Raw genomic sequence first — 22,918 nt, forward strand, 5'->3', positions numbered from 1 at the left:
TCTCTCGTCACGCAGGGTCTTCCGTTCGTCGGGTCGAGAGGTGGTACAGGCCGGCGGCGACGCCGAGGCCGATCCCGAAGGTCGTCAGGCCGTGCCATCCGGCCAGGCTCATGATCTTCACGCCGGCCGCCGAACCCAGCGCCGCCGCCGAATAGTAGCAGAGCATATAGACCGCATAGATCCGGCTCTGGGCGTCCGGATCGATCGAGAAGACGCGGACCTGATTGGGGATCTGGGCCCCGAAGACGCCGAGGTCGAGCAGGACGACGCCGAGGATCATGCCGCCCAGGGTGTCGCCCCAGATGGCCATCACGCCGAAGGCGGCGATGATCAGCACCAGCGCCCCCGTGATCAGGGCGCGGGCCCCGACGACGCCGACGAGGCGGCCCGATACCCTTGCCCCCAGAATGCCGGCCAGTCCGACCAGACCGAACAGCCCGGCCTGCTGGGCGCTGTAGAAGAAGGGTCCGGTATTCAGATGGATGGCCAGCGTCGCCCACAGCGCGTTGAAGGCCGCGAACCACAGGGCCCCGGTCAGGGCCGTCTGGCGCAGCAGCCGGTGACGCCGGACCAGCTGGACCATCGAGCCGAGGAGCGCCCGATAGCCGAGCGTCACGCTCGGGACGTTGCGCGGCAGGACGATCTGGAACAGGACCCCGAACACGATCGCCACGATCGCCGCCCCCAGGAAGACGCCACGCCAGCCAAAGTATTCGGCGACCGTGCCGCTGATGGTGCGCGACAGAAGCAGGCCGATCGACAGGCCCGTCATCAGGGTGGCGATCACCTGTCCGCGCGTCTCCGGCGTGGCCAGCGAGGCTCCGAACGGGATCAGTTGCTGGGTGATGTTGCCGCCCAGTCCGACCACGAAACAGGCCAGGATCAGAACGGGGAAGCTCGGGGCCAGAACGATGGCGACCAGCGCCAGCGACAGGACCACGGACAAGACGCCGATCAGGGTGCGCCGGGGGATGGTGTCGCCCAGCGGCGAGATCAACAGGATGGCCAGCGCGTAGCCGAACTGCGACGCGGCCGGCACCAGTCCCACGACCCCCTCGTGCAGATCGAACGCCTGGCGGATCAGCGGCAGCAGCGGCTGGTTGTAGTAGAGGTTCGAGGCTGTCGCGCAGATCGCGACCGACATCAGGAGGAGCAGGCCCCGGCCCAGTCGTGGCGAGCCGTCGGTGCCCGCCGCCATCAGGCGCGGAAGGGGCTCGAACCGGCGGTCATGACGAGCCGCGTCGAGGCCACGCCGTTGCCCAGCGCCTGGGGCTTGTCGACGGTCACATCGGCGGAATGAACACCGACGACATCAAGACATTCGGAGGCCAGTCGCTGGGCGAAGGTCTCGATCAGGCCGATGCGTTCCATCCCGAGCGCCTCGGCCAGAGCTACGATGCCGTTATAGTCGATCGTCTCGTCGATTCGGTCGGCGCGCGGGGCGTCGATCTCCAGCGTCACGGAGATGACCAGGGGTTGGGGCTGGCCGATCTCATGAGCATGGACGCCGATGTCGGCATCCACGACGATGTCGCGGACGCTGATCGAACTCAGCCTGATCGTCCTGACCGCGGCCCGATCGGTCAGATCGAGCTGGACGAGCTGTTCGCTCATCGCCCCGCCAGCTGGCGTTCGAGGGCACCCAGAACGCGGTAGCAGGGCAGCACCTGGGCGACGCTGGCGTTGGGCTCGCGACCCTCGCGGATGGCGGCGATGAACTCGCGATCCTGCAGCTCGATGCCGTTCGACGACACCGCCACGCCGGTCAGGTCGACGGGCTCGTCCTTGCCGTTGAACAGGTCGTCGTAGCGGGCCAGCCAGGTGCCGGTGTCGCCGATGTAGCGGAAGAAGGTCCCCAGCGGCCCGTCGTTGTTGAAGCTGAGCGACAGGGTGCAGATCGCCCCGCTCTCGGCCTTCAACTGGATCGACATGTCCATGGCGATGCCCAGCTCGGGATGGATCGGCCCCTGCATCGCGTGGGCCTCCACGATCGGCCCGGCCTGATAGGCGAACAGATCGACCGTGTGCGCCGCATGGTGCCACAGCAGGTGGTCGGTCCACGACCGCGGTTCGCCCTTGGCGTTGATGTTCCTGCGCCGGAAGAAATAGGTCTGGACGTCCATCTGCTGGATGTTCAGCTCGCCCGCCCGGATCCGGTTGTGGACCCACTGGTGGCTGGGATTGAAGCGCCGGGTATGGCCGACCATGGCGACCAGACCGGTCTCGGCGGCCCGGGCGGCGACGGCCTCGGCATCGGCCAGACTGTCGGCCAGCGGAATCTCGACCTGCACGTGCTTGCCGGCGTTCAGGCAGGCCAGGGCCTGGGCCGCATGCAGCTGCGTCGGCGTGGCCAGGATGACGGCGTCCAGCCCGGGGATCGCCAGGGCCTGATCCAGTTCGGTCGTCGCGTGACCGATGCCGTATTTGTAGGCGACCTTCTGCGTGGCCTCCAGCGTGCGGCCCACGACGCTGACGACCTCGACGCCGTCGATCAGCTTCAGGGCATCCAGATGCTTTTCGCCAAAGGCCCCGGCTCCTGCCAGTGCGATCTTCATGCGGCGACACCCTGTGCGTCGTTGGCCGGAACCGCGTCACTCTCGGCGACCGGACGCAGCACGATATGGCCGACGGCCGTGTTCGAGGCCGGCACGTGGTAGTGGCGATGCAGCATCTCGGTCGTCTTGCCCATGGCCCCGCGCATGATCAGCCACATGACCATCTCGATGCCTTCCGAGCCGGTCTCACGCAGGTATTCGATGTGCGGGATATGGCGCAGGGCGTCGGTCGAGCCGACCAGCTGATCGAGGAAGCGGTTGTCCCATTCCTTGTTGATCAGGCCGGCGCGCGGCCCCTGCAGCTGGTGGCTCATGCCGCCGGTGCCCCAGACCTGGACGTTGAGGTCCTCGGGGAAGCTGGCGACGGCCTTGGCGATGGCCTCGCCCAGGGCCCAGCAGCGGTTGCCCGAGGGGGGCGGATAGGTGACGACGTTGACGGCCAGGGGAATGACCCGCACCGGCCAGGCGTCGACCTTGCCGAACATCATCGACAGCGGGACGGTCAGGCCGTGGTCGACCTCCATCTCGTTGATGATGGTCATGTCGAACTCGTCGAGGATGCAGCTCTGGGCGATGTGCCAAGCGAGGTCCGGATGGCCCTGGACGACCGGGACCTGACGCGGTCCCCAGCCCTCGTCGGCGGGGGTGAAGCTCTCGGCGCACCCGATCGCGAAGGTCGGGATGAACTTCATGTCGAAGGCGGTCGCATGGTCGTTGAAGACCAGGATGATGACGTCCGGCTTCTCTTCCTTTTCCCACGCGCGGGTCCAGTCGAAGCCGGCGAAGGCGGGCTTCCAGTAGGCTTCCTCGGTCTTGTCGAAATCGACCGCGACGCCGAGCGCCGGAATGTGGCTGCACGCCACGCCTGCGGTGATACGGGCCATCAGTACTTCTCCTTGATCGAGCGCAGGCCCTCGGGCGAGCGGCCGCCGGCGATCATCATCGCCGTGTAATCCTCGAAACTCATGTCGGTCATGGTGGAGACCGCCTGGGCGAAGCTCTTGCCGTCGGTCGAGAACAGCTTGGCCAGGAAGTAGATGTTGCCGCCCAGTTCCAGGCAGCGGTTGAAGTCGCGGTCCAGCACCGCCTGCTTCTGGTCCTCGGTCATCGGCCATTCGTCCAGATAGGCCCGCTCGTCCGCCTTGAAGCGCTCGCGGTTGTCGGCCTTCATCAGGCTCATGGCGAACTGGTTCAGATTGTAGCCCTGGCGCGCGCGGGCCGCGGTGAAGACCCGGGTGCCGGGGATGTCGTCCATTTCCGCCAGATAGGCGTGGATGTCGGTCGGGGCGGTGGTCATAGCCCTCTCTCCTTCAGCTTGGCGTCGAGGCGCGGGAAGACGCGGCGCGCATTCCCCTCGAAGATGGCGTGCCGCTGCTCGGCCGAGATCGGCGCAGCGTCGATGTAGCGTTTGGTGTCGTCGAAATACTGGCCGGTCTGCGGATCGATGCCGCGCACGGCCCCGACCATCTCGGACCCGAACAGGATGTTCTTGGTCTCGATCACCTGGGCCAGCAGGTCCACGCCCGGCTGGTGATAGACGCAGGTGTCGAAGAAGACGTTGTTCATCAGGTGCGTGTCCAGCGACGGTTGTTTCAGCATGTCGGCCAGACCCCGGTACCGCCCCCAGTGATAGGGCACGGCCCCGCCGCCGTGGGGGATGATCAGCCGCAGGGTCGGGAAGTCCCTGAACAGGTCGCCCTGGATCAGCTGCATGAAGGCGATGGTGTCGGCGGCGATGTAGAAGGCCCCCGTCGCATGCAGGCCCGGATTGCACGACCCGGACACGTGGATCATCGCCGGGACGTCCAGCTCGACCATCGCCTCGTAGAACGGGTACCAGAACCGGTCGGTCAGCGGCGGCGCAGTGAAATGCCCGCCGCCGGGATCAGGGTTCAGGTTGCAGCCGATGAAGCCGAGTTCGGTCACGCACCGACGCAGCTCGGCGATGGAGCCCGTCAGGTCCGCCTTGGGGCTCTGCGGCAGCATACAGACCCCGGCGAAAGTCTCGGGATACAGGTCGCAGACGCGGGCGATGAGGTCGTTCGACACCCGCGCCCATTCCAGCGACACCGCCTCGTCCCCGACATGGTGAGCCATGGTCGAGGCGCGGGGGCTGAAGATGGTCAGGTCGGCCCCGCGCTCCTTCAGCAGCTTCAGCTGGTTCTGCTCGATGGTCTCGCGGATCTCGTCGTCGGTGATCTGCGGATAGGGCGGCGCGGCCTCGCCGGCCTTGAACGCGGCCTTCTGGGCGTCGCGCCAGGCGTCGTGCTGGGGCGGGGCGGTCGTGTAGTGACCGTGGCAGTCGATGACCAGGCTCATTCCGCCGCCTCCTCTGCCCGGGGCGCGAGCGCCGCGAGCTTGGCTGCCAGTCCGTCTGGCGGGTCGATGCCGAGAGCGCCGAGACTGTGCTGCAGGGCGACCGTGCCCCGTGTCATGGTCGAACCGACGCCCAGGGAATCAAGGGTCGCGACCGACTCTTCCATCTCGGCGGCGCGGCGCAGGCCGTGGACCATCATGCGATCGAGATTGTAGTCGAGCCTGTTGCCCCAGTCGGCGCCGGGCCAGCTGGCGTCGAGGGACGCGATGACGGTCTCCATGACGCCCGCCCGGTCGGCGGCGATGGCGCATTCGGCCGACAGGGCCTCGATGCCCTTGATCATGACGGAGCGAATCATCTTGACCGCCGCCGCCGCCCCGACGCCGCCCTCGACGATCGTGATGTCCGTGAACCCGATATCGGCCAGCCGCCGGGCAGCCTCGGCCGCATGAGGGCCGCTGACCATGAGCGGAGCGTTCAGACGCTTCGGAAGGACCGGCGACAGGACGGCGACGTCGACGTAACGACCGCCCACGGCCTCGATCACCCGGGCGGCGGTTCGCTTCGTGTCCGGCGCGACGCTGTTCATGTCCAGCCAGAGCGTTCCGGGGGCCAGGGACATCGCCGCCTCGCGTGCGGCGGCCGTCGCCTGATCGGCGGTGACCAGACACAGCACCAGGCCGGACGTTGCGATACAGTCGGCGGTGCTCTCGCACCCCTGGACGCCGACGCGGTCGAAATCGGCGCGCTTGGCAAAGACGGTTTGGGCGCTGTCGGTCTTGCGGTCGTAGGCGTGGACCGCCAGTCCCGCGGCGACCCAGCCTTCCGCGAAGGCCGAGGCGGCCTCGCCGAACCCGATGGTGGAGACAGAGGAGGTCATGGAGCGGCAGCTATCGGTGCCGACGCCGGCGCGGGCAACTCAATAGAGGTCGCTGCCTATTCAATTTCCTGAAATGCGGTGCCCGCTGCCTGCTCCAGCAGGGACAGGAAGCGCGCCTGCGACGGGGTCGGCCGCCAGTCGGCCCGCGTGGTCACGCCGATGGTGCGCACCGTCTCGGGTCTCGGCGGGCCGATGGGGGCCAGCACGCCGACCTCGATCTCCAGCGCCACCTGGTCGTGCGACAGCAGGGTCAGCAGATCGCTCTGGCGCAGGATACCCCGGATGGCCGTGACCGAACCGCACTCCACCGGGGCCGCAGGGACGGGTCCCCCCGCGAACATGGCCTGCCAGAGCAGACGAAGCGGCGATCCCGGACGGCCGATCACCCAGGGATAGGCCGCCAGGGCATCCCGATCCGGGGCCGGATCGGACGCCAGCGGATGCCCGGCCCGACCCACGACCATCAGGCGATCGTGCAACAGGGGGCGCTGCTCCAGATCCGGTGGCGGCTCGTCCCGCAGCGCCCCGACCATGACGTCGATGACCCCGTCGCGCAGCGGATCGACCAGCTCGCGCCAGGCCCCGTCGACGACGTCGATCTGGAATTCCGGCTCGGACGCGACCATCCCGGCCACGGCGGCCGGCAGCAGCACCGCCCGCGACAGCGGCATGGCCCCGACGCTGATGCGGTTGGCGTCCCCGCCCCCGCCGGGCAGGATCTCGACAAGCGCCGCGGCCAATTCGGCCCGCGCCAGCCGCGCGCCTCGCGCCAGACGACGGCCTGCCCGGGTCAGGACCACCCCCCGCCCCTGCCGCTCCACGATCGGCACCGCGCAAATCTGCTCCAGATCGCGGACCGACGCGTGCAGTCCCGGCTGCGAAAGGCCGGTCGCCCTGGACGCTGCCACGAAGCTGCCGGCGTCCGCGAGGGCGAGGAAGGCCCGGAGCTGGGTCGCCGTGACCAGCTGTTCCGGCCGCGCGAAACCGCTGCGGCCCGCCTGCCGCGCCGCCTCGGCCAGCTGGACGAAGGCGCGATCCGTCCGCTCGGCCAGGATCCGACCCGCCTCGGTGGCGCGCACCCCGTCCGGCTGGCGCATCAGCAGCCGCGCGCCCAGCCGACTTTCCAGCTTGGCCAGCCCCTGGGTCAGGGCGGGCTGGGACAGGCCGACTGTATCGGCGGCCGCGCTCATTCCGCCGCGCGCGATGACCACGCCGAGCGCCCGCAGGTGACGCAGATTGAGATCGAAGGGGGACAGGGCCATTCCCATCTATCGTAAAAACTTATCGCGCGGGGGCAAATGCGAATTGCCCCCTCCCCACCCCCTCTCCATCACCGCAAATTGACAGAAGGAGACGCGCATGGCCGGTCGGGTGGTTCGCAATATCGAACGGGCAGAGGCCGGCGTCATCGACGGCCTCGCCGCCCTGGGCGTTGCCACGGTGCACGAGGCGCAAGGGCGGATCGGGCTGCTGGCTCCCCACATGCGTCCCATCTATGCCGGGGCGCGGATCGCGGGATCGGCGGTGACCATCTCCTCGCCGCCCGGCGACAACTGGATGCTGCACGTCGCCATCGAGCAGCTGCGGGCCGGCGATATCCTGGTGCTGGCCCCGACCTCGCCCTGCGAGGACGGCTATTTCGGCGACCTTCTGGCCACCTCGGCCCAGGCGCGGGGCTGCCGGGGGCTGGTGATCGACGCAGGCGTGCGCGACGTGCGCGACCTGAAGGAGATGAACTTCCCCGTCTGGTCCAGGGCGGTCTTCGCCCAAGGCACCATCAAGGCCACGCTGGGCTCGGTGAACGTGCCCATCGTCTGCGCCGGCGCGGCGATCGAGGCGGGCGACGTGATCGTGGCCGATGACGACGGCGTCTGCGTCGTGCGCCGGGCGGACGCCGCGGCGGTCCTCGAGGCCGGCCGTGCCCGCGAGGCCAACGAGACCTCCAAGCGCGCGCGTCTGGCGGCGGGCGAACTGGGCCTCGACATCTACGACATGCGCGGCAAGCTGGAGGCCATGGGCCTGCGCTATGAGTGAGGGCGTCGCCTGCATGTGGATGCGCGGAGGCACCTCGAAGGGAGCCTTCTTCCTCGCCGCCGACCTGCCGTCCGACACAGCCGCGCGCGACGCCTTCCTGCTGCGGATCATGGGCTCCCCCGACCCGCGCCAGATCGACGGCATGGGGGGCGCCGACCCGCTGACGTCCAAGGTGGCCGTGGTGTCGACGTCGGACAGGGAGGGGGTCGATGTCGACTATCTGTTCCTGCAGGTCTTCGTGGATCAGGCCACGGTCACCGACGCCCAGAACTGCGGAAACATGCTGGCGGGCGTCGGACCCTTCGCCCTGGAACGCGGCCTGGTCGAGGCGACGGGTGACGAGACCCCGGTCTCCATCTTCATGGTGAACACCGGCCAGATCGCCGTGGCGACCGTGGCGACCCCGAGCGGGGTCGTGACCTATGACGGCGAGGCCCGCATCGACGGCGTGCCCGGGACCGCGGCCCCGGTCCCGCTGGCGTTTCGGGACACCGCCGGGTCGTCCTGCGGGGCCCTGCTGCCGACCGGCAACGCCGTGGATGTGATCGACGGCATCGCCTGCACCCTGATCGACAACGGCATGCCCTGCGTGGTCATGCGCGCGGATGCGGTGGGGGCGACCGGCTACGAGGATCGCGAGGCGCTGGACGCCGCGGCCGACCTGAAGGCCCGCATCGAGGCGATCCGGCTGCAGGCCGGTCCGATGATGAACCTGGGCGACGTGACCGACAGCTCGGTGCCCAAGATGATGCTTGTGGCCCCGCCGCGTCACGATGGCGCGGTCACGGTGCGAAGCTTCATTCCCAAACGCGCCCATGCCAGCGTCGGGGTGCTGGGGGCGGTCAGTGTCGCCACCGCCTGCCTGCTCGACGGCTCGCCGGCCGCCGAGGTGGCCGTGGTTCCATCCGGCCCGCGAAAGACCCTGTCCGTGGAGCATCCGACCGGCGAGATGACCTGCGTGCTGGAGACGGATGCGGCCGGAACCGTCGTGTCCGCCGCCCTGCTGCGCACGGCCAGGAAGCTGATGGACGGAAAGGTGTTCGCATGAGCGTCGACGCCGAGGGACGCGTCCGCAGCTGGACGCTGGAGCCCTCCCTTCCCCGCTACTGTCCGCCCGAGGGCGCGATCGACGCCCACTGCCATGTCTTCGGGCCGGCGGACCGGTTCCCGTTCAGCGCCAAGGCCAAATACAAGCCGCAGGACGCGGGGCCGGAGCAGCTGTTCGCCCTGCGCGACCGGCTGGGGCTGTCCCGCAACGTCATCGTCCAGGCCAGCTGTCACGGCACCGACAATGCCGCGACCCTGCACGCCATCGCCGTGTCCGAAGGCAGGGCGCGCGGCGTGGCCGTGGTCGATCCCGCCATCTCCGATGTCGAACTCCAGGCGCTGCATGACGGCGGCATCCGGGGGATCCGGTTCAACTTCCTGAAGCGGCTCGTGGACGATGCGCCGAAGGACAAATTTCTCGAGGTCGCCGGCCGCCTGCCCGCCGGCTGGCATGTCGTGGTCTATTTCGAGGCGGATACCCTGGCAGAGCTGCGTCCCTTCCTCGACGCCCTGCCCGTCCCCGTCGTCGTCGATCACATGGGGCGTCCGGACGTCGCCCAGGGGCCGGACGGAACCGACATGCGCGCCTTCCGCGCCCTGCTCGACAGCCGCGACGACATCCATTTCAAGGCCACCTGCCCCGATCGCCTGTCCGCCCAGGACCCGCCGTGGGAGGACTTCGTCGCGGCGGTCCGTCCGCTGGTCGAGGCCTACCCGGACCGCTGTCTGTGGGGCACCGACTGGCCGCATCCGAACATGGAAAGCCGCATCCCCGACGACGGCGCGCTGGTCGACGTCATCCCGCGGATCGCACCGACGCCCGAGCTTCAGCGCAAGCTGCTGATCGACAACCCGACCCGCCTCTACTGGAGCGACTGATGGCCCCCACGATCGCCACCACCCACGTCGGCAGCCTGCCGCGCGGCCCCGAACTCACGCCCCTGCTGCTGGCCCGCGACCATGGCGAGCCCTATGATGCCGAGGCCTTCGACACCGTGGTGCAGACGGCGGTGACCGAGGCCGTGAAGCGGCAGGTCGAGGCCGGGGTCACGATCGTGAGCGACGGCGAGCTCGGCAAGGTCGGTTACTCCACCTATATCATCGAGCGGCTGTCCGGCTTCGGCGGCGACAGCCCCCGAAAGCCCGCGCTCGACCTCGCACCCCTGCCCGAGTTCCGCGAGAAGCTGGCCGGGATCATGGGAGCCCAGGAGTTCACGCGCGCGTCCTGCACCGGACCGGTCCGGCTGGTGAACCTGCAGCCCCTGCACGACGATATCCGCCGGTTCCAGGTGGCGCTCGACGCCCACGGCGGCGGCACGCGGGCCTTCATGAACGCGGCCTCGCCCGGCCTGATCACGGCCTTCCAGGCGAATGCCTTTTATCCGACGCACGAGGCCTATCTGGCGGATCTCGCCGATGCCATGCGGCCGGAGTACGAGGCCATCGTCGACGCCGGGTTCGAGCTTCAGCTGGACTGTCCCGATCTCGCGATGTCGCGCCACACCGGCTACCAGGACATGGACGAAGCCGGGTTCCTGAAGACCATCGAGGCGAACGTCGAGGCGTTGAACGCCGCCACGGCGAACATCGCCCCCGACCGGATGCGGATGCACATCTGCTGGGGCAACTACGAAGGCCCGCACAACCACGACATTCCGCTGGAGCGGATCATGTCGATCATCCTCGCCGCCCGGCCCGCGACCATCCTGTTCGAGGCCGCCAACCCGCGTCACGAGCACGAGTGGACCGTCTGGCGCGACGCGAAGGTGCCCGACGACAAGGTCCTGGCCCCCGGGCTGATCGACACCTGCTCCAACTATCTGGAGCACCCCGAACTCATCGCCCAGCGGATCGAACGGTTCACCGCCATTGTCGGCGCGGACCGGGTCGTGGCCAGCACCGACTGCGGGTTCGGCACGTTCGCCGGCTACGGCAAGATCGACCCGGCCGTCTGCTGGATGAAGCTGGCGGCGCTCCGCGAAGGGGCCGACCTCGCTGCGTCACGGGGGTGAGTTGCGAGTCGCCGAACAATGGGCTATTTCACCCTTCTGAACTTTTCACATATAGGAAAAGACAGATCAGGGAGGCGACGGCGTGACCTTTCGGGTCGACACCATACGCACTGACGTTCAGCCCGGCCGCGCCGGATGACGGCCCGCGCCCTGCGTGTCGATGCCCTGCGCGTGGGCGACGGCCCGACCGTACGGCACGCCGTCCACCAGTTGCTCGCCGACCTCGGCATGACCACCATCTTTGGCAATCCGGGCTCGACCGAACTGCCCATGTTCCGCGACCTGCCGCCGGAGCTGTCCTATGTCCTCGCCCTGCAGGAATCGGTGGCGGTCGGCATGGCGGACGGGTTCGCCCAGGCGACCGGCCGGGCCGCCCTGGTCAACCTTCATTCCTCGGCGGGCGTCGGCCATGCCATGGGCAATATCTACACCGCCTTCCGCAACCAGACGCCGCTGGTCGTCACCGCCGGTCAGCAGGCGCGCTCGATCCTGCCCTATGAGCCCTTCCTCTACGCCGAGCGGTCGACCGAGTTTCCGCGCCCGTTCGTGAAATGGGCCATCGAGCCCGCCCGCGCCCAGGATGTGCCCCTGGCCATCGCGCGCGCCCATCACATCGCCATGCAGGCACCCTGCGGCCCCGTCTTCGTCTCCATCCCGATCGACGACTGGGAACAGCCCTGCCCGCCGATCACGCCAGCCCGGGTCAGCCGCAGCGTCGATGTCGATCCGGCTCTGCTGGCCGAAGCGGCGGGTCTGCTGCATGCCGCCCGCCGACCGGTCGTCGTTGCGGGCGCAGGCGTCGCGCGCGACGGGGCCCGCGAGGCGCTGGTGCATCTGGCCGAGCAGCACGGCACGCCGGTCTGGGCCGCCCCCATGGCGGCGCGCAATGTCTTTCCGGAAGACCATCCGCTGTTCGCGGGGTTCCTCGCCGCCTCGCGCGAGGCCATCGTCGACGCGCTGGACGGACACGATCTGGTTCTGGTGCTGGGGGCCCCGGTCTTCACCTTCCACGTCGAGGGGTTTGGTCCCTTCGTGCCCGAGGGCGCCGATCTGGTTCAGATCGTCGACGACCCGGCCATGGCCGCGCGCACGCCGCTGGGTCTGGCGATCACGGGGGACGTCACCCGCGCGATCGCCCATCTGGCCCAGGTCGTGCCCGAGCGGCCGCGCGCCCTGCCCCGGGCGCGGATCGTGCCTGCCGCACCGGACGACTCACGTCTGACCGACAGCCTGCTGATGTCGCGGCTGGAAGCCCTGCGGCCGAAGGGGATCGCCGTCGTGGAGGAAGCGCCCAGCACGCGCGGACCCCTGCACGACTATTTCCGGGTTCGCGCGGACGAGGAGTTCCACACCTGCGCCAGCGGCGGCCTGGGCCACGGTCTGCCGGCCGCGCTCGGGGTCGCCATGGGGCGCCCCGACCGTCCGGTCCTGTGCCTGCTGGGCGACGGCTCGGCCATGTATGCGATCCAGGGCCTGTGGACCGCGGCGCGGCACGGGCTCGATGTCCGGTTCCTGATCGTCAACAACGGCGGCTACGTCGCGCTCGAGCATTTCGCCGGCCTGTTCGGCATGGAGGCGGTCGGCAGCCGCCTGCCCGGCCTCGACTTCTGCGCCCTCGCGCAGGGCCAGGGCGTCGCGGCCGCGCGGGTCAGCGATCCGGCGGCCCTCGACGCGGCCATTCAAGATCTCTTCCAGGGCGTGGGGCCCAGGCTTCTGGAGGTGGTGATCACGGGGGACTGACGACGCCGGCCGCCGTGGGCCGGGACACGACCAAAATCAAAGCACGACAAAAAAACACCAGGGAGGATCCACACATGAGAATCGTCATCGGAACCGTCGCGGCGCTGCTCGCCTCGACCAGCGTGCATGCCCAGACCGCGCCACCCCAGACGACCCAGGCGGACTCATCGTCTGTCGACGACATCATCGTCACGGCCTCGCGCCGCGAACAGTCGGTCCAGGACGTGTCCATCGCCGTCACGGCGCTGAGCGAGGAACGTCTGGGCGACGCCCAGGTCAACAACCTGCAGGACCTGCAGACGATCGTGCCGTCCGTGAACTTCGGCAACGACTTCAACCAGGCCAAGATCTTCATCCGCGGCGTGGGGGCCAACACCTCCACGACCGGCAGTTCGACCGGCGTGGCGCTGCACGTCGACGGGGCCTATGTGGCCCGCGCCGAGGCGCAGCTGACGTCGCTGTTTGATATCGCGCGCGTCGAGGTCCTGCGGGGTCCGCAGGGCACCCTGTACGGCCGGAACGCCGTCGGCGGCTCGATCAACGTCATCAGCGCCAAGCCGACGGATGTCATGGAAGGCTACGGCCGCCTGACCTTCGGCAATTACAACGCCCTGGTCAGCGAGGTCGCCGTCGGCGGCCCGATCACCGACGGCATCCAGTTCCGCGTCGCCGGCAAGACCGAACAGCGCGACGGCTTCGGATCCAATCCGGTGACGGGCGCCGACGTCGACGACCTGAACCGCCGCATGGTCCGCGCACAGCTGAACTTCGACTTCACCCCGGATGTCAGCCTGCTGCTGTCGGGCGAATACTTCCGTCAGGACGACAGCTCGGGGGCCGTGCACTACCTGCGCGCCAGCTTCCCGGGCGTGACCCGCCTCGCCCCCCTGGGCGTCGGCGGATACGCGACCGACCCGCGCGATCTGGCCAGCGAGGATCAGCCGGGCACGAGCACGGACTCCTACGCCTTCACCGCGACCCTCAAGGCCAACATCAGCGACACGCTTTCGCTGACGAACATCGCCAACTTCCGCAGCTTCGAATCCGCGCTTTTCCAGGACCTCGACCTGTCGGCGGTGCAGAACGAGCCCTCGCTCAACGGCTTGGCCAGCACGATCCAGGAACGCCGGATCGACAGCGACCAGTACTCCAACGAGCTGCAGCTGAACTATGACACCGACCATGTGAACGCGGTGCTCGGGGCCTATTACTTCAACGAGCAGCAGAACCCGATCGACAGCGTCGGCTTCAAGCGGCGCTCGGGCAACGCCCAGTCTCCCGCCATCCTGGCGCGCGACAACATCCCTCTGGATCTGGCCTACAACCTTTGCGGCTACGGTCCCGGCTCCACGACGGGCGGATCGGCGATCATCACGCCCAAGCGGGTCTGCACCCGCTCCAACCTCGAGACGACCGCCTATGCCATCTTCGGCCAGGCCAACTTCGATCTGGGCATGATCTCGCCCGGCCTGGAAGGCCTCAGCGTCAAGCTGGGCGGCCGCTACAGCCACGAGGAGGTGATGTCGGAAAACCCCGGCATCGTGATCCGCTACAACCCGACGGCCCCGAACCAGCATCTGCCGACGCTGAACCCGACGGCCGCCGGAACCCACACCGAGCGGACCTTCGAGGACTTCACGCCGGAAGTCGGCGTCCAGTGGGAGGTCAATCCCGACCTGCTGCTCTACTATACCTACTCGGAAGGCTTCAAAGCCGGGTCGGGCGAGAACGCGTCGGGCTCCACCACCATCGTGGATCCGGAAACGATCTCGAACCACGAGGTCGGCGTGAAGGCGACCCTGCTGGATCAGCGCCTGACCGTGAACGCGGCGGCCTATTCGTACGAGCTGGAAGGCCTGCAGCTGAACAAGACGATCTCGGGCGGCCCGACGGGCTACACGACGATCTTCCAGAACGCGGCCAAGACCTCGGCCAACGGCGTGGAACTCGAGTTCTTCGCGCGACCGACCGATGTGTTCCGGTTCTCGGGCGGCCTGTCCTACACGGACGCGACGTTCGACGACTATCTGACCATCGATCCGCTGGCTCCGCAGAACGTCTCCGGTGGCACGCCCTACAACGCCACCACCAACCCCGATCCGACCGCCTTCGGCGCGCCGGGCGGCGGCAACCTGCAGCTGGCGGGCAACAAGGTCCGCAACACGCCGGACCTGGCCTGGAGCCTGCACGGCGAACTGGACCTGCCGTTCGCCATGCCGATGGACGGGTCGCTGATGCTGCAGGGCGATGCCTCGCACAAGAGCCAGGTTTTCTTCTCGGAATTCGAGCGGGATATCGAGAGCTCGGACGCCTACACCGTGTTCGACGCCTCTCTGGTCTATGAGAGCGGCGACGGGGCGATCCGCGGCCAGCTCTGGGTCAAGAACATCGGCGACGAGGAGATCCGCTCCTCGACCTTTGCCCTGGCAACGGGTCGCCTGATCGGCGTCACCTACCTGCCCCCGCGCACCTATGGCGTCAGCCTCGGCTATCGGTTCTGATGACCCGGCCCGGAGCGGACACCCGCTCCGGGCCATCTCTTTTCGAGGACGGTCATGACCGACAACGAGCGGCTGGGGATCGAATGGGCCTGCGCCCGCCTGATCAACCTGTATGCGACCCTGAACGACCAGGCGCGCTGGGACGAGGTCGTGGCCCTGTATGCGCCCGACGGTCTGATGACCCGACCGACCGCGCCCGACGCGGCCATCGTCGGTCATGCCGACCTGCTGGCGGCCTTTACCTCCCGCCCGCCGCGCACGACCCAGCACGTCTGCGCCAACATCGTGGTCAGCGTGGAGAGCGTGGATACGGCCTCGGCCACCAGCGCCATCCTGCTGTTCACCGCCCCCGATCAGCCCCCGCTGGTCGGCACCTATCGCGATCGCTTCGTGCGGATCGACGGCCGCTGGCTGTTCTCCGAACGTCGCGGCGCGCTGACCTTCTCAACCGCCGCCTAGTCCCGACGACAGGCAAAACCTCTTGTCAGCCCGACAGCGACCGATCATTGGGGCCAGGACGCCATGACTGACACAGCCCCCGCCTCGACCGTAAAGTCCGCCATGCGGACGCTCGACATCCTTGAGCTGCTCGTCGCCCAGGGGCGTCCGCTGGCGGCGCACGAGATTTCCACGGCCCTGGCCATACCGGTCAGCAGCCTGTCCTACCTCCTCAACACCCTCGCCGATCGCGGCTATGTCGCGCGGGACGGTCGGCGCTATGGGCCGGGCCAGGGGTTGTCGCGGCTGCAGCCCCGCCACGAGGCCGACACCCTGACCCAGCGCGCCGCCAAGGTCGTCCAGTCGCTGCGGCTGAGACTGAACGAGACGGTCGGCTTCTTCGTGCCGAGAGGTCATGAGGTCGAGGCCGCGGTCAGCGAGATCGGCACCCACGCCCTGCGCTATACGCTCGACGTGGGCCAGCGGGCCCCCATGCACGCCTTCGCCGCCGGCAAGGCCATTCTGGCCACCTACGACGAGGCGGAGTTCGAGGCCTATCTGGCGCAGTCGATCCGGAAATCGATGACGCCGCAGACCCTGATCGACGAGGCCGATCTCAGGGCCGAAATCGCCGAGGTCCGCCGGACAGGCCTGGGGCGGACGCGCGAGGAATACACGCCGGGCATCCATGCCATCGGCAAGGTGGTCATGGCCGGGGATCGGGCCGTGGGAGCCGTCAGCGTCGCCATTCCGCTGGCCAGACTGACACCGGACCTCGAGGCTTTCACGATCGACCTGCTGCGCCGGGCAGTCGACCTGCTGGAGCATCCGGCGGACGAAGGTCTGGGATCGGACGCCGGCGAAGCGGCGTCGGCGGCCTGAACCGCCGACGCCCCTGATCGATCAGGCGAACTGACGCGTGCGCCAGCTGTCGGCATAGGCGTCGCGCGCCACTTCCGAATACGGCGCGGGGCTGACCGTCGCGCGGATCTCGGTCTGGACGTGACGTTCGACGGTGGGCTTGCGCGACCCTCCATTCTCCTCGCCCCACAGCAGGGTGACCTGCGTGCCGGGCTTGGCGTGTTCCTCGTCCAGCATGGCCAGCGTCAGGCCGCGGCCCTCGTTGGCGCTGTAGCCGACCCAGGTCGACAGGCCGACGTCCTTGCCACCGGCACCCAGCACCCGGTCGAACTGGTGCATGGTGTAGACCGCCGAGGGGAACTCGAAGAATTTGGCGCGGTCGCCCTTCTGGAACTGCGAGCTCATCACCCGGATGACGTCCTCGCTCTCGAGCGCCAGGGTCACCTTCTTGCGGTGCGGCCCGGCCTGTTTCTTCTCGAGCGCTTCCTTGCCGATGAAATCGTGGTCGAACTTGACGAAGGGGCCGTACCCCAGGTCCCACGGCGTCAGGTAGTAGTCCTCGATGTTGTCCGAGTAGAAGCTGCCGCCCAGCGATGCCTTGCCCTCATAGCTCGTGGCGGGCAGCCATTCGCGATAGGGGCGCATCTCCTCGCCGGTATAGACGGCCGGCAGCGGCGACGGGATCCAGCCCGACTCCAGGGTGTTGGACGAATAGGTCCGGCCCCCGACCAGCTTCAGGCCGAAGTCGGCACCGGCCTCGACCAGCGCCGCATGGACTTCGTCCTTCTCTTCCCACGGACCGAACAGCTCGAAGCCGGGCTGGCCGGCCATGCCGTGACGCAGGGCCCGCACGGTGCGGCCGCCGATGGTCAGACGGGTCATGTGGAAGAACTTCAGGTCCGGCGGGGTCTCGCCCAGCGCCTTCTCCATCAGCTTCATCGCGTTCGGACCCTGGATCTGGTACCGGTACGACTTGCGGTTCTGGGGGTCGGGACGGACGGCGGTGCGCTCGTCACGGGCGACGCGCACGTCCCAGCCGCCGGTCGCGGCGTGGAACTCCACCCATTCGATGGTCGGGGCACGGCCCACCATGTTGAAGGTGTTTTCGGCCAGATAGAACAGGATCACGTCGCCGATGACGTGGCCCGAATGGCTGACCGGCACGAACTGCTTGGCGCGGTCGACCTGGAAGCCCTTGAAGCTGTTGATGCCCAGGCTGCTGAGCATGGCGAGGGCGTCGGGGCCTTCCACCAGCAGGTCCACCATGTGGTAGCTCTGGTTGAACAGCACGCAGGTCTGTTGCCAGGCGATCTGCTCGTCGCGCCAGTTGCTGAACTCGCCCGGAACGCCCGGATAGGCATTGGGCCCGGCCTGCTGGTTGCGCAGGAAGTCGGGGATGTTGTCGACGCCGTTCAGGACGTCCTGCAGGCTCTTGGCAGTCATGGGGTTTCCTCTCTCGTTTCTTGTTCAGGCGGCTTGATGCTCGGCCTTTGAGGCCGGGACGGGGTTGGACGCCAGCCAGCGGCGGACGGCGTCGACAAAGGCTTCGGGCGCTTCGGCCGGCAGCATGTGGCCGCTGCCGGCGATGACTCTGAGTTCGGCGCCGGGGATGGCGTCGGCGATGTCGCGATGCTGGGCGGGCGAGCTCCACCCGTCTTCGGACCCGACCAGCACCAGGGTGGGACAGGCGATGGAGCCGAGCAGATCCTCGACCGGGGGCCGGGCCAGCAGGGCCGTGATCTGGGCAGCAAAGACATCCACACCCGCCTGAACGCACATGGCGCGAAGCGGATCGATCAGGGCGTGGTCGTCCCGGCGCGCCGGGGCCACCATCGGCGGCAGCCAGCGATCCACCAGAGCCTTGGCCCCTTCGGCCCGACCAAGGTCCAGCAGGGCATGACGGGCCGCGGCCTCGCCGTCGCGTGGCTGATGGACGCCGGTGCTGACGAGGGCCAGGCGCTCGACGCGTTCGGGGGCCTGGCGCACGATCTCCAGCGCGACCCGCGCCCCCATCGAATGGCCCAGCAGCGAGATGCGTGCGGGAGCCGTCTCAAGGGCGATGGCGGCCATGTCTTCCAGTGAGTCTGCCAGTCCATATCCCATGGGCGCGATCACCGGATGGGTCAGGTCCAGAGCGGCGGACGGCCAGATCCGGGCGTCGCACAACAGTCCGGGCAGCAGCAGAAGCGGCGCAGCGCGCGATCCCGACATGGCCCCTCCTTCTCTTCACATCCCCGAAAAGTTCATCTATACGAATAAATGAGGCGTCGCTAGAGGTCAGACGAACTGACCCGGGACAACGCTCGAGGGACGCATCCATGGACATGCTCAAGGACGCCGACGCGCCGACCGCTAGCGCCACCGGCCGCATGCTGCGCCACTTTTCGCTTGAGATGACGGCCAAGGACGTCCCTTCGCTGGAAGAGGCCGCGCGGTTCATTCCGCAAGGGACGCGCATTGCCATCGCCTTCCTGCCCGGCGAAACCTTCGAGGCCCGCCTGCATGCGGCCGTCCGCGTCCGGGCCCTCGGGTTCGACCCCGCCCCCCATATCTCCGCGCGACGGATCGCGTCCGAAACCGAGCTCCGGACCTTCCTCGAGCGTCTGGCCGCCGACGCCGGGATCAAGCGTCTGTTCGTCGTCGCGGGCGACCCGCCGGTGCCCGAAGGTCCGTATGAAGACGCCCTGTCGCTGATCAGATCCGGCATGCTGGCCGGGTTGAACCTCGAGAGCGTCGGCGTGTCCGGCTATCCGGAAGGCCACCCCGACATCGACGGCGACAAGCTGTGGCGGGCCATGTTCGACAAGCGCGACGCCCTGGGCGAGCTCGGCATCTCCATGACGATCCTGACCCAGTTCGGGTTCGATCCCGACCCGATCGTCGACTGGATCGCACAGGTCCGGGCTCACGGTATCGACGCCCTGATCCGCATCGGCGTGCCGGGCCCGGCGGGGATCAAGACCCTGATGCGGTTCGCGGCGCGCTGCGGGGTCGGGACCTCGGCCAAGGTGATGAGTCGCTATGGCCTGTCGATCACCCAGCTGATCGGCTCGGCCGGCCCCGACCGGTTGATCGGCGACCTCGCCGCCCGCATCGACCCGGTCCGGCACGGCGATCTGAGCCTGCATTTCTATCCGTTCGGCGGCATCGCCAAGACCGCCGAATGGGTCAGCGACTACGCCGCCAAACACGGCAACTGATTTTCGTCTGAGGAGGCTGAAAAGCGTGTCCGATATCTGCGTAGTGACCCTGTCGTGCGACGACCAGCCGGGTCTGGTGGCCAAGGTGGCCGGCCTGCTGTTCGAGCGCGGGGCCAACATCATCGAGGCGCAGCAGTTCAACGACCAGGACGCCGGCCGCTTCTTCATGCGCGTCCTGTTCGCGCTGGACGACGACGGGATCGAGCTGCCGGCCCTGAAGGCGGCCTTCACGCCGCTGGCCGAAAGCCACGCCATGACCTGGTCGATGCGCAGCACCACGGAGCGTCGCAAGGTCCTGCTGCTGGTCTCGAAGTTCGACCACTGCCTGGGCGATTTGCTCTATCGCAACCGCACCGGCGAACTGCCGATGGACGTCGTGGGGATTGTTTCGAACCACCCGCGCGAGGCCCTGTTGATCTCGCTGATCGGCGACGCGCCCTTCCACCACCTGCCGGTCACGAAGGAAACCAAGTCCGAGCAGGAGGCCCGGATCAAGCAGATCGTCGAGGAGACGGGGGCGGAACTGGTCGTGCTCGCCCGCTATATGCAGGTGCTGTCCGACGACCTGTCGGCCTATCTGTCGGGCCGCTGCATCAATATTCACCACAGCTTCCTGCCGGGCTTCAAGGGTGCCAAGCCCTATCATCAGGCCCACGCCCGGGGCGTGAAGTCGATCGGGGCCACCGCCCACTATGTCACCGCCGATCTGGATGAGGGCCCGATCATCGCCCAGGACGTGGAGGCGGTGACCCATGCCGACCGGCCGGACGACCTGGTCCGCAAGGGGCGCGATATCGAGCGGCGCGTGCTCGCCCGGGCCGTGGCCTTCCATCTGCAGGACCGGGTCCTGCTGAACGGCTCCAAGACCGTCGTCTTCAGCGACTGATGACCGGAACCGCGCCCATTCTGGACGGGCGCGCGATCGCCGCCGAGGTCACGACGCGCGTGGCCGAGGACGTCGCCGGGCTGATCGCGGACGGGATCACGCCGGGCCTCGCCGTCGTGCTGGTGGGCGAGGACGCCGCCAGCCTGGTCTATGTCGGACGCAAGGTGGCCGAGACCCGGCGCGTCGGCATGCGCTCGATCGAGCACCGGCTGCCGGTTGAGACCACCCAGGCTGCGCTACTCGACCTGGTCGCGGACCTGAATGCGGACCCGGCGGTCCACGGCATCCTCGTCCAGCTGCCCCTGCCCTCCCAGATCGACGCGGCCGCCGTGCTGGACGCCATCGATCCGGCCAAGGACGTCGACGGCTTCCACCCCGTGAACGTCGGTCGCCTGTCCACCGGCGGCGGGCTGATCCCCTGTACCCCGCTGGGCTGCATGATGCTGCTGGAGCGAGTCATCGACGACTTCCGGGGCCTGAATGCCGTCGTGATCGGCAAGTCCAACATCGTCGGCAAGCCGGTGGCCCTGCTGCTGCTCGAGCGGGAGTGCACGGTCACCGTGACCCACATCCTGACGCGCGGCCTGCCCGAGATCGCCCGGCGCGCCGACATCCTCGTGGTCGCCGCCGGCAGTCCGGGCCTGGTGCGCGGCGACTGGGTCAAGCCGGGGGCCATCGTCATCGACGTCGGCATCAACCGGGTCCAGGGTGACGACGGCAAATCGCGGCTGGTCGGCGATGTCGCCGCCGACGAAGTCGCCCACGCCGCCTGGCTGACCCCCGTGCCCGGCGGGGTCGGCCCCATGACCATCGCCTGCCTTCTGTCCAACACCGCCAGGGCCGCGCGCGCGGCCAACCCGTCCAGACCCTGAGGCAACGGATTCAACCGGACGCCCGCCCGAGGAGACGCCCCATGAACGACTTGAGCCCCTTCACCCAGCGCGACTACTCCGACGCCGCCAAGCGCGCCATCGCCCGCGCGCCGGCCCTGTTCATCGACAACGCCTGGGTCGCCTCGACCCACGGCGCGACCATCCCGATCATCGACCCGTCGAACGCGCGCGAGATCGGCCGTTTCGTCGATGCCTCCGACGCCGACGTCGACCGCGCCGTCGCCGCCGCCCGCCGCGCCTTCGACGACGGGCGCTGGACGACGCTGCGCCCGCTGGACCGCGAGCGCTGCATCCATCGCCTCGCCGACCTGATCGAGGCCCATGCCGACGAGTTTTCGGAACTGGAAGCGATCGACAACGGCATGCCCAAGGGGATGGCCGCCGCCGCCGACATCCCCTCCGCCATCGACATGCTGCGCTACATGGCCGGCTGGGCGACCAAGATCTCGTCCGAGACCACCCTGCCCGCCTCCCTCCCCGTCGGGGCCTACCACGCCTACGTCCGGCGCGAGGCCGTCGGCGTCGCGGCCCTGATCGCGCCGTGGAACTTCCCCCTGGTCATGGCGACGCTGAAGATCGCCCCGGCCCTGGCCGCCGGCTGCACCGTGGTGCTGAAGCCCGCCGAACAGACCTCGCTGACCGCGCTGCGTCTGGGCGACCTGATCGCAGAGGCCGGCTTCCCCGCCGGGGTCGTCAACATCGTCACCGGCAACGGTCACACCGCCGGGGCGCGCCTGACGACCCATCCGGACGTCGACAAGATCGCCTTCACCGGCTCGACCGAGATCGGCAAGGTCATCAACCGGGCCGCCACCGACACCCTGAAACACGTCACCCTGGAGCTGGGCGGCAAGTCGCCGGTCGTCATCCTGCCCGATGCCGATCTGGAGGCGGCGGGAGCCGGGGCAGCGGGCGCCATCTTCTTCAATGCCGGCCAGATCTGCGTGGCCGGATCGCGCATCTATGCCCACCGCGACGTCTTCGACCGGGTCCTCGAGCAGGTGTCGGAACAGGCCGCCTTCTGGTCGCCCCGCGCCTCGCTCGACCCCGCCGGCCACATGGGGCCGGTCGTCAGCCAGGACCAGTTCGAACGGGTCATGGCCTATATCGACGACGGCAAGAAGGCCGGCGCATCGGTCGCCATCGGCGGCGGGTCGCTGGGGTCCGAGGGGTACTACATCGAGCCGACCGTGCTGGTGGACGTGAAGCCCCAGATGAGGGTGGTTCAGGAGGAGATCTTCGGCCCCGTCGTGGTCGCCCAGCGCTTCGACGACCTCGACGAGGTGGCCCGTCAGGCCAACGACAGCGCCTTCGGCCTCGGGGCCAGCATCTGGACGAAGGACCTGTCGGCGATGCATCGGCTGGCCGGGAAGATCAAGGCCGGCACCGTCTGGGGCAACTGCCACTCGGTCATCGATCCGGCCATGCCGTTCGGCGGCTACAAACAGTCCGGCCTGGGCCGGGAACACGGTCGCCCGGGGGTCGAGGCCTACACCGAGCTGAAATCCGTCATCGTCCAGTTGTGACCGGCCAATCTCTGATATCGATATGTGA

General features: G+C 68.5%; 22 protein-coding genes. 12 read left to right on the top strand and 10 right to left on the bottom strand.

From position 1 onward, the window contains the following. Window positions 1-7: 7 nt before the first annotated feature. Genes BRESU_RS10475 through BRESU_RS10510 form a run of 8 tightly spaced genes read right to left on the bottom strand, consistent with a single transcriptional unit; the run spans window position 8 to window position 7,014 of the window. Complete coding sequence (locus BRESU_RS10475; RefSeq protein WP_013269522.1) at window positions 8-1,198, bottom strand: MFS transporter; 1,191 nt, start codon at window positions 1,196-1,198, stop codon at window positions 8-10. Next, window positions 1,198-1,614 (bottom strand): dihydroneopterin aldolase, encoded by a 417-nt coding sequence (locus BRESU_RS10480; protein WP_013269523.1) that lies wholly within the window; start codon window positions 1,612-1,614, stop codon window positions 1,198-1,200. Before BRESU_RS10480 ends, BRESU_RS10475 begins: the two co-directional genes overlap by 1 nt. Further along, the gene (locus BRESU_RS10485) at window positions 1,611-2,555 is read right to left on the bottom strand and encodes a Gfo/Idh/MocA family oxidoreductase (RefSeq protein ID WP_013269524.1); all 945 of its coding nucleotides are present in this window, start codon (window positions 2,553-2,555) and stop codon (window positions 1,611-1,613) included. The genes BRESU_RS10480 and BRESU_RS10485 overlap by 4 nt, the downstream gene beginning before the upstream one ends. After that, on the bottom strand, window positions 2,552-3,439 hold the full coding sequence (locus BRESU_RS10490; protein WP_013269525.1) for a class III extradiol dioxygenase subunit beta: 888 nt from the start codon (window positions 3,437-3,439) through the stop codon (window positions 2,552-2,554). Before BRESU_RS10490 ends, BRESU_RS10485 begins: the two co-directional genes overlap by 4 nt. After that, the gene (gene ligA, locus BRESU_RS10495; protein WP_013269526.1) at window positions 3,439-3,852 is read right to left on the bottom strand and encodes a protocatechuate 4,5-dioxygenase subunit alpha; all 414 of its coding nucleotides are present in this window, start codon (window positions 3,850-3,852) and stop codon (window positions 3,439-3,441) included. The genes BRESU_RS10490 and ligA overlap by 1 nt, the downstream gene beginning before the upstream one ends. Next, window positions 3,849-4,874 carry an amidohydrolase family protein gene (locus BRESU_RS10500; protein ID WP_013269527.1) on the bottom strand — a complete coding sequence of 342 codons (1,026 nt, stop codon included), beginning with the start codon at window positions 4,872-4,874 and terminating at the stop codon, window positions 3,849-3,851. The genes ligA and BRESU_RS10500 overlap by 4 nt, the downstream gene beginning before the upstream one ends. Then, window positions 4,871-5,752, bottom strand: a complete 882-nt coding sequence (locus BRESU_RS10505; RefSeq protein WP_013269528.1) for an NAD(P)-dependent oxidoreductase — start codon at window positions 5,750-5,752, stop codon at window positions 4,871-4,873. Before BRESU_RS10505 ends, BRESU_RS10500 begins: the two co-directional genes overlap by 4 nt. 56 nt (window positions 5,753-5,808) lie before the next feature. Continuing rightward, window positions 5,809-7,014 carry a LysR family transcriptional regulator gene (locus tag BRESU_RS10510; protein ID WP_013269529.1) on the bottom strand — a complete coding sequence of 402 codons (1,206 nt, stop codon included), beginning with the start codon at window positions 7,012-7,014 and terminating at the stop codon, window positions 5,809-5,811. A 97-nt stretch (window positions 7,015-7,111) separates the two neighbouring features. Between BRESU_RS10510 and ligK the strand changes: the two genes are divergently transcribed. The 8 genes from ligK to BRESU_RS10550 all read left to right on the top strand — a co-directional run bounded on the left by ligK (window position 7,112) and on the right by BRESU_RS10550 (window position 16,406). After that, complete coding sequence (ligK, locus tag BRESU_RS10515; RefSeq protein WP_013269530.1) at window positions 7,112-7,786, top strand: 4-carboxy-4-hydroxy-2-oxoadipate aldolase/oxaloacetate decarboxylase; 675 nt, start codon at window positions 7,112-7,114, stop codon at window positions 7,784-7,786. Beyond that, window positions 7,779-8,834, top strand: coding sequence for a 4-oxalomesaconate tautomerase (locus tag BRESU_RS10520; RefSeq protein ID WP_013269531.1), 1,056 nt, complete (start codon window positions 7,779-7,781; stop codon window positions 8,832-8,834). Before ligK ends, BRESU_RS10520 begins: the two co-directional genes overlap by 8 nt. Continuing rightward, window positions 8,831-9,712, top strand: coding sequence for an amidohydrolase family protein (locus tag BRESU_RS10525; RefSeq protein ID WP_013269532.1), 882 nt, complete (start codon window positions 8,831-8,833; stop codon window positions 9,710-9,712). Before BRESU_RS10520 ends, BRESU_RS10525 begins: the two co-directional genes overlap by 4 nt. Next, window positions 9,712-10,845, top strand: a complete 1,134-nt coding sequence (locus BRESU_RS10530; protein ID WP_013269533.1) for a cobalamin-independent methionine synthase II family protein — start codon at window positions 9,712-9,714, stop codon at window positions 10,843-10,845. The genes BRESU_RS10525 and BRESU_RS10530 overlap by 1 nt, the downstream gene beginning before the upstream one ends. Window positions 10,846-10,980: 135 nt before the next feature. Next, window positions 10,981-12,585 carry a benzoylformate decarboxylase gene (gene mdlC / locus BRESU_RS10535; protein WP_013269534.1) on the top strand — a complete coding sequence of 535 codons (1,605 nt, stop codon included), beginning with the start codon at window positions 10,981-10,983 and terminating at the stop codon, window positions 12,583-12,585. 74 nt (window positions 12,586-12,659) lie between these two features. Beyond that, window positions 12,660-15,086, top strand: a complete 2,427-nt coding sequence (locus tag BRESU_RS10540; protein ID WP_013269535.1) for a TonB-dependent receptor — start codon at window positions 12,660-12,662, stop codon at window positions 15,084-15,086. 54 nt (window positions 15,087-15,140) lie between these two features. Beyond that, the gene (locus BRESU_RS10545) at window positions 15,141-15,545 is read left to right on the top strand and encodes a nuclear transport factor 2 family protein (RefSeq protein WP_013269536.1); all 405 of its coding nucleotides are present in this window, start codon (window positions 15,141-15,143) and stop codon (window positions 15,543-15,545) included. Between the two features lie 63 nt (window positions 15,546-15,608). Beyond that, window positions 15,609-16,406 (top strand): IclR family transcriptional regulator, encoded by a 798-nt coding sequence (locus BRESU_RS10550; protein ID WP_013269537.1) that lies wholly within the window; start codon window positions 15,609-15,611, stop codon window positions 16,404-16,406. A 21-nt stretch (window positions 16,407-16,427) separates the two neighbouring features. Here BRESU_RS10550 and desA read toward each other — a convergent pair whose 3' ends face one another. Both desA and BRESU_RS10560 read right to left on the bottom strand, forming a co-directional pair. Next, window positions 16,428-17,828, bottom strand: coding sequence for a syringate O-demethylase (gene desA, locus BRESU_RS10555; protein ID WP_013269538.1), 1,401 nt, complete (start codon window positions 17,826-17,828; stop codon window positions 16,428-16,430). Between the two features lie 24 nt (window positions 17,829-17,852). Then, a complete protein-coding gene (locus BRESU_RS10560; RefSeq protein ID WP_013269539.1) occupies window positions 17,853-18,596 on the bottom strand; it encodes an alpha/beta fold hydrolase in 744 nt (247 codons plus the stop codon). A 107-nt stretch (window positions 18,597-18,703) separates the two neighbouring features. On the opposite strand from BRESU_RS10560, the gene BRESU_RS10565 reads away from it, so the two are divergent. Genes BRESU_RS10565 through BRESU_RS10580 form a run of 4 tightly spaced genes read left to right on the top strand, consistent with a single transcriptional unit; the run spans window position 18,704 to window position 22,890 of the window. Next, window positions 18,704-19,585, top strand: coding sequence for a methylenetetrahydrofolate reductase (locus BRESU_RS10565; RefSeq protein ID WP_013269540.1), 882 nt, complete (start codon window positions 18,704-18,706; stop codon window positions 19,583-19,585). Window positions 19,586-19,610: 25 nt separating this feature from the next. Continuing rightward, on the top strand, window positions 19,611-20,471 hold the full coding sequence (gene purU / locus BRESU_RS10570; protein ID WP_013269541.1) for a formyltetrahydrofolate deformylase: 861 nt from the start codon (window positions 19,611-19,613) through the stop codon (window positions 20,469-20,471). Beyond that, the gene (locus BRESU_RS10575; RefSeq protein ID WP_013269542.1) at window positions 20,471-21,343 is read left to right on the top strand and encodes a bifunctional 5,10-methylenetetrahydrofolate dehydrogenase/5,10-methenyltetrahydrofolate cyclohydrolase; all 873 of its coding nucleotides are present in this window, start codon (window positions 20,471-20,473) and stop codon (window positions 21,341-21,343) included. The genes purU and BRESU_RS10575 overlap by 1 nt, the downstream gene beginning before the upstream one ends. A gap of 41 nt (window positions 21,344-21,384) precedes the next feature. After that, window positions 21,385-22,890: an aldehyde dehydrogenase family protein gene (locus BRESU_RS10580; protein WP_013269543.1), complete on the top strand. Its 1,506-nt coding sequence runs from the start codon at window positions 21,385-21,387 to the stop codon at window positions 22,888-22,890. Window positions 22,891-22,918: the final 28 nt, after the last annotated feature.

The organism is Brevundimonas subvibrioides ATCC 15264, assembly GCF_000144605.1.
Classification (GTDB): Bacteria; Pseudomonadota; Alphaproteobacteria; order Caulobacterales; family Caulobacteraceae; genus Brevundimonas; species Brevundimonas subvibrioides.

What these genes read in the sequence shown, in the direction of transcription:
- BRESU_RS10480 (WP_013269523.1), bottom strand. Translation starts at nt 1,614, where the DNA reads ATGAGCGAACAGCTCGTCCAGCTCGATCTGACCGATCGGGCCGCGGTC.
- BRESU_RS10560 (WP_013269539.1), bottom strand. Translation starts at nt 18,596, where the DNA reads ATGTCGGGATCGCGCGCTGCGCCGCTTCTGCTGCTGCCCGGACTGTTG.
- BRESU_RS10550 (WP_013269537.1), top strand. Translation starts at nt 15,609, where the DNA reads ATGACTGACACAGCCCCCGCCTCGACCGTAAAGTCCGCCATGCGGACG.
- ligA (WP_013269526.1), bottom strand. Translation starts at nt 3,852, where the DNA reads ATGACCACCGCCCCGACCGACATCCACGCCTATCTGGCGGAAATGGAC.
- BRESU_RS10580 (WP_013269543.1), top strand. Translation starts at nt 21,385, where the DNA reads ATGAACGACTTGAGCCCCTTCACCCAGCGCGACTACTCCGACGCCGCC.
- desA (WP_013269538.1), bottom strand. Translation starts at nt 17,828, where the DNA reads ATGACTGCCAAGAGCCTGCAGGACGTCCTGAACGGCGTCGACAACATC.
- BRESU_RS10525 (WP_013269532.1), top strand. Translation starts at nt 8,831, where the DNA reads ATGAGCGTCGACGCCGAGGGACGCGTCCGCAGCTGGACGCTGGAGCCC.
- BRESU_RS10565 (WP_013269540.1), top strand. Translation starts at nt 18,704, where the DNA reads ATGGACATGCTCAAGGACGCCGACGCGCCGACCGCTAGCGCCACCGGC.
- BRESU_RS10475 (WP_013269522.1), bottom strand. Translation starts at nt 1,198, where the DNA reads ATGGCGGCGGGCACCGACGGCTCGCCACGACTGGGCCGGGGCCTGCTC.
- BRESU_RS10505 (WP_013269528.1), bottom strand. Translation starts at nt 5,752, where the DNA reads ATGACCTCCTCTGTCTCCACCATCGGGTTCGGCGAGGCCGCCTCGGCC.
- mdlC (WP_013269534.1), top strand. Translation starts at nt 10,981, where the DNA reads ATGACGGCCCGCGCCCTGCGTGTCGATGCCCTGCGCGTGGGCGACGGC.
- ligK (WP_013269530.1), top strand. Translation starts at nt 7,112, where the DNA reads ATGGCCGGTCGGGTGGTTCGCAATATCGAACGGGCAGAGGCCGGCGTC.
- BRESU_RS10575 (WP_013269542.1), top strand. Translation starts at nt 20,471, where the DNA reads ATGACCGGAACCGCGCCCATTCTGGACGGGCGCGCGATCGCCGCCGAG.
- BRESU_RS10520 (WP_013269531.1), top strand. Translation starts at nt 7,779, where the DNA reads ATGAGTGAGGGCGTCGCCTGCATGTGGATGCGCGGAGGCACCTCGAAG.
- BRESU_RS10485 (WP_013269524.1), bottom strand. Translation starts at nt 2,555, where the DNA reads ATGAAGATCGCACTGGCAGGAGCCGGGGCCTTTGGCGAAAAGCATCTG.
- BRESU_RS10500 (WP_013269527.1), bottom strand. Translation starts at nt 4,874, where the DNA reads ATGAGCCTGGTCATCGACTGCCACGGTCACTACACGACCGCCCCGCCC.
- BRESU_RS10490 (WP_013269525.1), bottom strand. Translation starts at nt 3,439, where the DNA reads ATGGCCCGTATCACCGCAGGCGTGGCGTGCAGCCACATTCCGGCGCTC.
- BRESU_RS10545 (WP_013269536.1), top strand. Translation starts at nt 15,141, where the DNA reads ATGACCGACAACGAGCGGCTGGGGATCGAATGGGCCTGCGCCCGCCTG.
- BRESU_RS10510 (WP_013269529.1), bottom strand. Translation starts at nt 7,014, where the DNA reads ATGGCCCTGTCCCCCTTCGATCTCAATCTGCGTCACCTGCGGGCGCTC.
- BRESU_RS10530 (WP_013269533.1), top strand. Translation starts at nt 9,712, where the DNA reads ATGGCCCCCACGATCGCCACCACCCACGTCGGCAGCCTGCCGCGCGGC.
- BRESU_RS10540 (WP_013269535.1), top strand. Translation starts at nt 12,660, where the DNA reads ATGAGAATCGTCATCGGAACCGTCGCGGCGCTGCTCGCCTCGACCAGC.